We start from the raw sequence: 11,083 nt of genomic DNA on the forward strand, positions 1-11,083 counted from the left end.
TCCCGCTATGATGCGCGCCCTCCCAGCCCCCACCCGTACCCAAGCCATGAAGACCATGCTCATCGTCGGCGCCGATATCGACCGCACCGAAACCTGGATCCGCTACGAAAAGAGCATGTGCCACGCCTGCGTCTCCAGCTGCTGCACCCTACCGGTGGAAGTGCGCATCAGCGACCTGATCCGCATGGAGCTGGTGGCCGACTTCGAGCGCGGCGAGCCGCCGAAGAACATCGCCAAGCGCCTGATGAGGGACGGCCTGGTGGAGCGCTTCAACCAGAAGTCGGGCATCTTCACCCTGACCCGCATGTCCAACAACGACTGCTACTTCCTCGACCGCAAGTCGCGCCTGTGCACCATCTACGACAAGCGCCCGGAAACCTGCCGCAACCACCCCCGGATCGGTCCGCGCCCCGGCTACTGCGCCTTCAAGCCCAACCCCTGATCCCACGCCCCGCTTCGCTTGCCCTTGAGGGAGCGAGTTCATTCGCGATACCCCGGCCCCTGGCTGAAGCCCGGGCTACGGTCCGAGCGGCGATGCGCGCCCTGAAAAACGAAAACGCCCCGCGAGCCAGAGCCGGCGGGGCGTTTTTTTGAGCGGAATCAGCCCTTGCCGAACAGCTTCTTGGCCAGGCTGACCACGGCCAGCACCAGCGCGCCGGCAACGATGCCCACCACGCCATTGACCAGGGTCGGCACCAACCAGCCTGCGGCGCCCGCCGCTTCGGCCAGGTGGTGGATAGGTTCATGGGCAGCAGGAATGCCGTGGGTGAGGATGCCCCCGCCCACCAGGAACATCGCGGCGGCGCCGATCACCGACAGCCCCTTCATCATGTAGGGCGCGGCACGCAGGATGGCGCGGCCGATGCCCTGCGCTGCCTGGCTGGCCTTGCGACTGAGGTACAGGCCCAGGTCGTCCAGCTTGACGATGCCGGCTACCAGGCCATACACGCCGGCGGTCATGATCGCGGCGATGCCGACCAGCACGGCCACCTGCACGCCGAAGGAGGACTCGGCGACGGTGCCCAGGGTGATGGCGATGATTTCGGCGGAGAGGATGAAGTCGGTGCGGATCGCGCCCTTGATCTTGGCCTTCTCGAAGGCCACGACATCCACATCGCTCCTGGCCAGCGCCTCGACATGGGCGGCATGGCCCTGCTCGTCTTCCTCGGCGCTGTGCAGCCACTTGTGGGCGAGCTTCTCGAAGCCCTCGAAGCACAGGTAGGCGCCGCCCACCATCAGCAGCGGGGTCACCGCCCAGGGCGCGAAGGCGCTGATCAGCAGTGCGGCCGGCACCAGGATCGCCTTGTTCACCGCCGAGCCCTTGGCCACCGCCCAGACCACAGGCAGCTCACGCTCGGCCTGCACGCCCGAAACCTGCTGGGCGTTGAGGGCCAGGTCGTCACCCAGAACGCCGGCGGTCTTCTTCGCGGCGACCTTGGTCATCAGGGAAACGTCGTCCAGGACGCTGGCGATATCGTCGAGCAGGGTGAGCAGGCTGGCTCCGGCCATGTGGAAATCCTTGAGTGGGTAAGCGTTGCGAGGGCGGAATGATGCAACAGCCTACGACGCCGTTCCATGCGTCAGACGGATTTCCGAGCAAAAAGCTGATGGAACGCCACCCCGGCAGGTTGCCTGCCGGGGCAATCGGGCCCAGCCCCTAGCCGCGCGTGCGGTCGGGCCCGCTCTTCAACGGCGGGTCGCCCTCCTTCGCCAGCTCCACCGGCTTGGGCTCGGCCTTGGGTTTGGGCTTGATCAGGCTGAAGTCGATCATCGCCTTCGGCGTGTAGGGGTTGCCGATCATCAGCGGGCGCGCCTTGAAGTCCGCGCTGACCAGGCTGCGACTGGGGTCCAGCTCGTCGAAGCGCAGGCCGGCGAGATCCGCCCAGGTGTGCACCAGGCCGGCGCTGCTGAAGGGACGGTCGAGCGTACCGGCGAAGCTGCGCGGATGGCTGCGCTGCCACGCGGGGCTGGTCCAGACCATGAAGGGGATGGTGTACATCGGCGCAGTGGGCGCCGCCTCGTTACGGCCCAGCACCTGCGGGTGCTCGGGGTCGAACACCGCCTCGCCGTGGTCGGACAGATAGAGCAGGAAGCCGTTCGGGTCGGTGGCCTTGAAGCGCTCGATCAGGGTGGAAACCACGTGGTCGTTGAACAGCACGGCGTTGTCGTAGCTGTTGTAGGTGGGCAACTGGTCGTCGGTGACGTTCGGCGGCACGCCCTGGCGGTCGGTGAAGCGCTCGTACTCCGGCGGGTAGCGGTACTGGTAGCTCATGTGGGTGCCCAACAGGTGCACCACGATGAACTTGCGCGGCGCCTGGTCGGCGAGGACCTTGGAGAAGGGCTCGAACACGTCGTCGTCGTACTGGCGGGCGTTCTGGTTGCGGTTGTTGTTCAGGTAGACCTGCTCGTCGGCCTGCTTGGAGAAGGTGGTGAGCATGGTGTTGCGCTTGGTCAGGGTCTGCTGGTTGGTGATCCAGAAGGTCTTGTAGCCCGCCTGCTTCATCATGTTCAGCAACGACGGCTTGCTCAGGTAGGCGTCCGGGTTGCTCGCGTCGGCGAAGCTCAGCACCTGCTGCAGCGCCTCGATGGTGTAGGGGCGCGGGGTGACCACGTTGTCGAACACCTGCAGCTCGTCGCGCAGCTTGTCGAGGTTGGGGGTGGTCGGGCGCGAATAGCCATAGAGGCTCATGCGCTGGCGGTTGGTGGACTCGCCGATGACCAGCACCAGGGTCGAGGGCTGGTTGCCGTTGATGTCGCGCAGGTTGGCGAGCGGCGCGATGCGGGCGTTGCCTTCCAGCAGCTCCTGCATGTTCGAGAGCTGCTGGCGGTACTGCCGGTAACCCACCGCCAGTTGCCAGGGCGCGGCCGGCTCGAGGCGCTTGTCGATACCGTCCATGGCCTGCTCGAAGCTGTCGTTGACCATGATCTGCTTGGTCACCGGGTAGCCGAGCAACCCGACCAGCAGCGCGACACTGACCACCAGCGCCTGCCGGCGGGGCAGGTACACCGGTCGCAGGCGCCGCCAGATCAGCCAGGCGACGGCGGCATAAGCCAGGAGCACCAGCGGGATCCACCAGGTCATGTACTGGGTCAGGTATTCGCTGGCCTCGGCGGCATTGGACTCGAACATGATGAAGATGACGCTCTGGGAGAATTCCTGGCCGTACACCAGGAAGTAGAAGAGCGCCGGCAGCGAGGCCAGCCAGAGCATCACGCCGATTACCGCGGCGAGGGTGCGGGTGCGGGCCGGGAACAGCAGCACCGGGATCAGCCACAGGCCGCTGAGCAGGAAGGCCTGGCGGAAGCCGGTGAAGCCGCTGGTGTCGGTGGCGAGGATCAGCGCCTGGGTGAGGCCCGAGAAGCACCAGAAGAACAGGAACAGCCAGCCCAACCCGGCCCAGTCGAGTTTCCGGGCCCCTTCATCACGCGCGTGCGACGGCATAAGAACTCCATCAGTCGGATACAGGCTGCCGAACGAGACGGCAGGAACTTCACGGACTGTGCACAAGGGCATGTGAAAACTTCGTCAAGAAGGTGTGCGAGCCCCTGGAATCCGCATCCGCGCATGACGAGCCGTCGCGCAGGCGGGAAAAATCGCTACACTCCCCCGCCACCAGCACCCTCAGGACACGGAATGTCGATGCCCGCCCCCGACCAGAACGCCCGCCTTCGCCAACTGCTCGTCTACTGGCTGTACGCCGCCGCCTTCGGCCATCTCTGTGCCGGCATCGCCCTGACCTGGGCCAATCACCTGCCGCTGTTCGAGCTCTACCAGCAGAGCGTGGAGCGAGCCTTCTGGGCCGGCGCGGTACCGGACGGTGCGCGCGCGCAGCAACTGTGGTGGCAGGCCTTGTTCGGCGCGACCATGCAGAGCTACGCGGTGTTCATGTTCGCCCTGGTGCGCCTCGGCGACCGCCGGCGCAACGCCTCGGCCTGGGGCTGGATGATCCTCGGCATCCTGCTGTGGGCCCCGCAGGACATGCTGCTCTCCGCGCAACGGGGTATCTGGACGCACCTGTGGGTCGACGGCTTCGCCCTGCTCGCCCTGCTGCCGCCCCTGGCCTGGCTGTACCGCCACGATCGCCGCAGCGCCCCGGACTGACCGCTCATCGGCGGCGACGAGCCGCTTCCGGCGCACGCCACGGGCAAAGACCCCTGGAATCCGACGATCGGCGCTGTTTCACTTCTATTTCCCCGGACTTCCCAGCCGTTGCGCTTTGCCACCCCGAAGCCCCGTGGTTACTGGGCTGCAGGCCCTCCCGCCCTGCGCCCGGGCGCCGCGCCAAGCGCAACGGCTGGAAATTGACACCCTGTCAATTCGCGACAAATAACCACCTTATTGCCGAAATTTGCAGAAAATATCGCGATTATTTCTGCAAAATTCGTTGATATCTCTTTCCTTCCGTCTATACCTACCTCCTTGTCGCCCCCCCAACCGGCCATCCGCCGGACACCGGCGTCACCTCGCTCCTAGAGCGCCCACAAGGCCACTGGAGCACCACGGAGATACCCTCCGACCATCACCAAGGAGCTACACAATGCAAAGGAAGTTCGTAGGAAAGTCGTTGATCCTGGCCACTCTTGCCTCTCCCGCGATAGGACTCGCGGCCGAGCTGGTAGATGTCGCCAAACTGCCGACCCGGGCGGGAATAGCCGGTGGCAGCGATATCCACTCCGACCTGGGCCTGGCCGCCGAGGAGCTCGACAAGGGCACCAGCGCGAAGCTGCCGAACGGCACCCAGGTCACCCGCTACCAGCAGTACTACAAGGGTGTGCGGGTCTGGGGCGAAGCCATCACCGAAACCCGCAACGGCAGCACCAAGCGCAGTGGCCGGATGCTCGTGGGCATCGAGCAGGACCTGGTGCGTGACGCCACCCCCACCCTCACCAAGGAGCAGGCCCTGCAGCAGGCCAAGGCCCTGGTGCAGAGCAGCCAGCCGCTGAGCAACGAGCAGAGCGAACTGGTGGTGCGGCTGAACGAGCAGAAGCAGGCGCAGCTCGCCTACGTCGTGTCGTTCTTCGTGGGCGGTGACGAGCCGTCCCGCCCGCACTTCATGATCGAAGCGAACACCGGCGAGGTCCTGCAACGCTGGGAAGGCCTCAACCACGCCGAAGCCACAGGCCCGGGCGGCAACGCCAAGACCGGCAAGTACCTCTATGGCACCCAGTACGGCCCGCTGATCGTCAACAGCCGCTGCGAGATGAACAGCGGCGACGTGATCACGGTGAACCTCAACAACAGCACCAACAACAGCAGCGTCAAACCCTTCCGCTTCGCCTGCCCGTACAACGAGTACAAGCTCACCAACGGAGCCTACTCGCCGCTCAACGATGCCCACTACTTCGGCAACGTGGTGTTCCAGATGTACGGCAACTGGTTCGGCGGGCTGCGTCCGCTCAACGAGAAGAAGCTGTACATGAAGGTGCACTACGGCAACGGCTACGAGAATGCCTTCTGGGACGGCCAGGCCATGACCTTCGGTGATGGCAAGAACCGCTTCTACCCGCTGGTTTCCCTCGACGTATCGGCCCACGAGGTCAGCCACGGCTTCACCGAGCTGAACTCGGGCCTGGTCTACGACGGGCAGTCCGGCGGCATGAACGAGGCCTTCTCGGACATGGCCGGCGAAGCCGCCGAGTACTTCATGAAGGGGCAGAACGACTGGAAGGTGGGCGCCGATATCTTCAAGGGCACTGGTTCGCTGCGCTACATGGACCAGCCGAGCCGTGACGGCAGCTCCATCGATAACGCCAGCGACTACTACGAAGGCATCGACGTGCACCACTCCAGCGGGGTGTACAACCGCGCCTTCTACCTGCTGGCCAAGTCGACCGGCTGGAACACCCGCAAGGCCTTCGAGGTCTTCGTCGACGCCAACCGCTTCTACTGGACCGAGACCAGCACCTACGACCAGGGCGCCTGCGGCGTGATCAAGTCGGCGCAGAACCGCAGCCTGCCGACGGCGGATGTAGTCAACGCGTTCAAGACCGTGGGCGTGACCTGCAAGACCTCGCTGTAGAACGGGCCAAGCCCCCTGCCAAGCCCCCTGCCGGCACCCGCTGCAGGGGGTCATGAAAATGGGCATCGAACAGCGGAACGGGGCATGACGCCTGCACGACGGCCCCAGCGCGGTTCCTCTTTCTAAAAACGGCAGGGTTCAACTGGCCACTCAAGTTCTGTCAGAGTATTCCGAAACAAAAGTAAGCCGCTGCAAGAGCGGCTGGACTCTCCACTCGGATGGAACTGAACCGATGTCATCCCTGCGCTCCGTCAGCCTGCAGACGAAGATCCTGCTGGCCTTCACCCTGGTCAACCTGATCAGCATCGCCACCTTCATCAGCTATGCGCAGTACGTGAAGTCCCTGGACATCCGCGAGCAGATGGACAACCGCCTGCGCGCGGCGGCACACGCGGTGCCGCGCCTGCTGGGCAACGACTACCTGGAGCGCGCCCGGACGGCCGACGGCCTGCGCGAGGGCGAGTACCTGGAACAGGTGCGCAACCTCGGCGAGTACGCAGGCGAGGTGGACCTGAAGTTCGCCTACACGCTGATGGTCGACAGCGGCGACCGGGTGTTCTACCTCTCCGATGGCGCCAGCAGCAGCGAGATCGCCAGCGACAGCTACGCCAAGCACCTGGAGGAATACACCGACGCCAGCCCGGCGGTGACCCGGGCGGCCCGCAGCAACCAGGCGCAGTTCGACGAGTACACCGACAGCTACGGGACCTTCCGCTCGATCTTCCTGCCCATGCGCACCAGCGCCGGCCAACCCTATGTGGTCGGCGTGGACGTGACCCTGAGCAGCCTCGATGAGGCCATCGCCGACAGCCTGCGCAGCCTGCTGCTGATCGGCGCGGTGACCCTGGGCATCGGCCTGCTGCTGTCCTGGCTGGCCACGCGCATGCTGGTCCACGCCATCCGCCAGATCACCGGGCAGCTCAACCGCATCGCCCAGGAACGCGACCTCTCGCACGCCCTCGCCGTCACCAGCAACGACGAACTCGGGCAGATGGGCACGCGCCTGTCCGGCCTGCTGCAGGACCTGCGGCAGACGCTCTCCGGCGCCCTCGGCATGGCCGACAGCAACCAACAACTGGCGGAAACCTTCCTCCACCGCGCCGACGACATCACCCAGCAGATCCAGCAGGCCGCGCACCAACTGGCCGACGTCGACCAGCACGGCCAGTCGATCCAGCAGGCCGCCGGGCAGTCCCACAGCCTCGCCGGCGCGGTGCGCAGCAACCTCGAACGCACCAGCGCCGAGCTCAGCCGCGCCCACCAGGAGCTGCAGCAACTGATCGCCGACGTGCACGGCAGCACCTCGTCCAACATCGAACTGGCCACCGACCTCGACGGCCTCAGCCGCGAGGCCGAGCAGATCGGCCAGGTGCTGCAGATGATCGCCGGCATCTCCGAGCAGACCAACCTGCTGGCGCTCAACGCCGCCATCGAGGCCGCGCGTGCCGGTGAGGCCGGCCGTGGCTTCGCGGTCGTGGCGGACGAAGTACGCAAGCTCGCCGGCCAGACCAAGAGCGTGCTCGCCGATGCCCACCAGGTGATCGACCAAGTGACCGGCGCCATCCGCCAGATCGCCCAGCGCATGGGCAGCACCGCCGAACGCTCGCGCGCCCTGGCCGGCAATGCCGACGAGGCGCTGGACGCCCTCGATGCGCTGGTCCGGCAGATGGACGAGGTGAACGCCAACGTCGAGCAGGCGCTGACCAGCAGCGAGAACATCCAGCACGCGGTGGCCGACATGTCCGGCCGCCTGGGCGACATGCGCGGCGCCTTCGAGCACACCCGCCAGGACGTCGACGCCATCAACCATTCCGCCGCCGAACTGGGCAAGACGGCGCGTGCCCTCAAGAGCGGCCTGGGCGCCTTCCGCACCTGATCGGTGCAGGCGCGAAAACTGACCGCTCGCACAAGATCGCCGGCGCCCCTATAATCCGCGCCCCCCGCAGGAGAGCGAGGCGCCATGCGCCTCCGCCGAAGGCGCAAACTCCCATAATCGCTCAGGCAGAAGTCACTGCGGGTTCCATGATCGCCAACTGGAGAGCGGCCGCCGGCGAGCGGCCCACCGAAGGGGCAAGCGGCCAACGCCGCGCAAACTCTCAGGTACACAGGACAGGGGGAGGGGCAGCACAACGCAGGAGTTCTGTGTGCTTACCTACGTCTACCTGATCGCCATCGTCGCCGAAGCCATGTCCGGTGCCCTCGCCGCCGGCCGGCGCAACATGGACCTGTTCGGCGTCAGCCTCATCGCCTTCCTCACCGCCCTCGGCGGCGGCACCGTCCGCGACATCCTCCTCGGCCACTACCCGGTGAGCTGGACCCAGCACCCCGAATACATCTTCCTCACCATCGGCGCCGGCCTCTCGGCCATGGTCCTGGCCAGGTTCATGCACCACCTGCGCCAGCTGTTCCTGGTGCTCGACGCCATGGGCCTGATCGCCTTCACCGTGATCGGCTGCAACGTCGCCCTGGGCCTGGACTACGCCCTGCCGGTGGTGGCCATGGCCGGGATCATCACCGGCATCTTCGGCGGCATCCTCCGCGACATCCTCTGCAACCGCACCCCGCAGGTCCTGCGCCAGGAGCTCTACGCCAGCGTCTCCCTGCTGGTCGCCCTGCTCTACCTGGGTCTGCGCCAGCAAGGCGTCGACGACGACCTCAACCTGCTCGCCTCCTTCAGCGTCGGCCTGCTGCTGCGCCTCTCGGCGATCCGCTTCGGCTGGTCGCTGCCGATGTTTTCCTATGCGCCAGGGCGTTGGGAGCATTGAACAGCTTTGCCGCCAGCCCCCCCTGAAAGCAGGGAGCGCTGAACGAACAGTCCCGCCCGGGTTTCGGCTCGATATCGGTAACGGGCCGACAGATAGATGCCGAACGGCATAACGCTGGATGCGTGGCGAAATCCCACCATTCCTCCGAAGTCCCCCTGAAACCGATTTCGATGAAACGTCGCGCGAGCGGCTGGCGGTTTCATCGGTTGGCTGATGTCGACGTGACTGCCGCCGCAGGTGTGGCTCTATGCCGCACTCATGGCACTGCTCTCGACGGCGCTGCCGATCGACTGGATGGCCTTGGGGATCCAGAGCGAGGGGTGAACCCAGGCGGCCCCCATGAGCAGCCTGGGGCGGCGCCGAGCGAGGCGGTGTCGGTCTACCCGGTGGGCCGGCTGGCCCTGGCGCGGTCCGGTGTTCCCGTGCGCAGCTGCCGAGCACGGCCGCATCACCAGATCCTGTGTCGCGCGGATGATGGCACTGCGCTGTTTCGGCCTTGGTTTCGCCTTGTCCGAGGGGTAAAATCCACACGTTTTCCGGGCTTTTTCCCGGCCTGTGACGGCCCTGTCCAAAGCCCGTTTTCTCACCACGACGATGCGTCGCCCGTAGGACCCGCTGCAAGGATCGCAGTCGCCTTGAGCGCGCGACCCATCGGGACATGACCCATGCCGTTCGGGCCGCCCCCCAAGCTCAACCTCCGTAACCTCATCCTGCTGTTCGCGCTCGCCGCGACCCTGGCGACGCTCGCCAACAACCTGCTGGTGACCTATGGCATCCAGCGCCAGGCGCTGGTGCAGAACGCCCTGGAGGCCAACCGTGCCTATGCGGCCAAGCTTGCCGCCAGCATCAACGAAAGCCTGGCCGGTGACCTGGAACGCCTGCGCTTCAGCGCCACCCTGCTGGGCAATGCGCCGGGTGACGCGCAGCGGATGGCGCTCGAAGCGGAGCGCCTGCTGATGCAGGACCGCAGCTTCAATACCGTGCTGGTGGCCGATGCCGCAGGCACCGTGGTGGCCTCCAAGCCGGACAGCCTGGGCATCAATGGCCAGGCCCTGCGCTCGCGGGAAGCCCTGCAGCAGCGCCGGGCGATGGTCAGCCCGGCGTTCCGCTCCCTGGCGGGCAACCTCATCGTCTTCGTCTCCCACCCCATCTGGGGCCGCGACGGCCAGTACCTCGGGCTGATCGGCGGCACCATCTACCTGGGCAAGCCCAATGCCCTGGATTCGCTTGTCAGCCAGCACTTCCACCACGACGCCTCCAACGTCTACCTGGTGGACCCGGACCGCAAGGTGCTGTTCCACCCCGACGCCAGTCGCGTCGGCGAACGGCTGGGCGCCAACCCGATCGTCGATGCGGTGCTAAAGGGGGAAAGCGGCGCCATGCAGGCCATCAACTCACGGGGCGTGGAGGTGCTCGCCGGCTACGCCAGCGTGCCGTTGAGCGGCTGGGGCGTGGTGGCGCAGCAGCCCCTGGCGGCAGCCCAGGCGGCGCTTGAAGAACTGATGAAGCGACTGCTTGCCGGGCTGCTGCCCATGAGCCTGCTGGGCATCGGGCTGATCCTCTGGATCTCCGCCCGCATCAGCCGTCCGTTGCGGCAACTGGCCGAAAGCGCCGCGCAGCCGGAGCGGGCGGAGAAGGCCCTGCGGGTGAAGGCCTGGTTCTTCGAGGCGTGGATGATCAAGCGCGCACTGCTGGCGGGCCTGGAAGTGACCCGGGCCAAGCTCGGCCAGCTGGACCTGCAGGCCAAGAGCGACCCCCTGACCGGGCTGGCCAACCGGCGTGCCATGGAGGAGCGCTTGCAGGCCTGGCAGCGGCTGGGCACGCCGTTCTCCGTCATCAGCCTGGACATCGATCACTTCAAGCGGGTCAACGACACCTTCGGCCACGACACGGGCGACGACGTGCTGCGCCAGTTCGCCGAGCTGTTGCGCCAGAGCTGCCGGGAGCGCGACCTGCCGTGCCGTGTCGGCGGCGAGGAGTTCATCCTGCTGCTGCCCGACGCGCCCCTGCGCACGGCAGCAGAGGTGGCCGAGCGCTTCCGCGCCCGGCAGGAGGCCACCCCGATCGACCCGGTGGGGCAGATCACCGTTTCCCTCGGCGTGGTGCACTGGTCGCCCCGAGGCGGGCGCAGCGTGCAGGACGTGCTCAAGCGCGCAGACGAGCTGCTCTACCAGGCCAAGCAGGCCGGGCGTAACCGGGTGATGGCGGACGAAACGCTGCTGTTAGAGCCAATCAGTTGACGTCAAGAATTCATGCTGTAAAAAATTCCTGACAGCCAATTCCTACGTAAAAGTCGCC

8 protein-coding genes and 1 riboswitch are annotated in these 11,083 nt (G+C 66.3%); of the genes, 6 read left to right on the forward strand and 2 right to left on the reverse strand.

Annotation, left to right across the window (positions count from 1 at the left end):
* Positions 1-46: 46 nt before the first annotated feature.
* Positions 47-442 carry a YkgJ family cysteine cluster protein gene (locus PHLH3_RS28080; RefSeq protein WP_213626811.1) on the forward strand — a complete coding sequence of 132 codons (396 nt, stop codon included), beginning with the start codon at positions 47-49 and terminating at the stop codon, positions 440-442.
* A 158-nt stretch (positions 443-600) separates the two neighbouring features.
* Here PHLH3_RS28080 and PHLH3_RS28085 read toward each other — a convergent pair whose 3' ends face one another.
* A complete protein-coding gene (locus tag PHLH3_RS28085; protein ID WP_213626812.1) occupies positions 601-1,509 on the reverse strand; it encodes a DUF808 domain-containing protein in 909 nt (302 codons plus the stop codon).
* Positions 1,510-1,657: 148 nt separating this feature from the next.
* On the reverse strand, positions 1,658-3,442 hold the full coding sequence (locus tag PHLH3_RS28090; protein WP_213626814.1) for a phosphoethanolamine transferase CptA: 1,785 nt from the start codon (positions 3,440-3,442) through the stop codon (positions 1,658-1,660).
* A 198-nt stretch (positions 3,443-3,640) separates the two neighbouring features.
* Here PHLH3_RS28090 and PHLH3_RS28095 point away from each other — a divergent pair, with 198 nt between their 5' ends.
* From PHLH3_RS28095 to PHLH3_RS28115, 5 genes are all read left to right on the forward strand, one after another.
* Entirely contained in the window at positions 3,641-4,102 is a 462-nt protein-coding gene (locus PHLH3_RS28095) for a cell division protein (protein ID WP_213630714.1), read from the forward strand.
* 436 nt (positions 4,103-4,538) lie between these two features.
* A complete protein-coding gene (locus PHLH3_RS28100) occupies positions 4,539-6,020 on the forward strand; it encodes a M4 family metallopeptidase (RefSeq protein WP_213626816.1) in 1,482 nt (493 codons plus the stop codon).
* 232 nt (positions 6,021-6,252) lie between these two features.
* Positions 6,253-7,896, forward strand: coding sequence for a methyl-accepting chemotaxis protein (locus PHLH3_RS28105; RefSeq protein WP_213626818.1), 1,644 nt, complete (start codon positions 6,253-6,255; stop codon positions 7,894-7,896).
* A 57-nt stretch (positions 7,897-7,953) separates the two neighbouring features.
* Positions 7,954-8,044: riboswitch (glycine riboswitch) on the forward strand.
* 120 nt (positions 8,045-8,164) lie between these two features.
* Positions 8,165-8,785 carry a trimeric intracellular cation channel family protein gene (locus PHLH3_RS28110; protein WP_213626820.1) on the forward strand — a complete coding sequence of 207 codons (621 nt, stop codon included), beginning with the start codon at positions 8,165-8,167 and terminating at the stop codon, positions 8,783-8,785.
* 665 nt (positions 8,786-9,450) lie between these two features.
* The gene (locus tag PHLH3_RS28115; RefSeq protein WP_213626822.1) at positions 9,451-11,025 is read left to right on the forward strand and encodes a sensor domain-containing diguanylate cyclase; all 1,575 of its coding nucleotides are present in this window, start codon (positions 9,451-9,453) and stop codon (positions 11,023-11,025) included.
* Positions 11,026-11,083 lie beyond the last annotated feature (58 nt).

It is taken from the genome of Pseudomonas sp. Pc102, from assembly GCF_018408275.1.
GTDB classification, from domain to species: domain Bacteria; phylum Pseudomonadota; class Gammaproteobacteria; order Pseudomonadales; family Pseudomonadaceae; genus Metapseudomonas; species Metapseudomonas tohonis.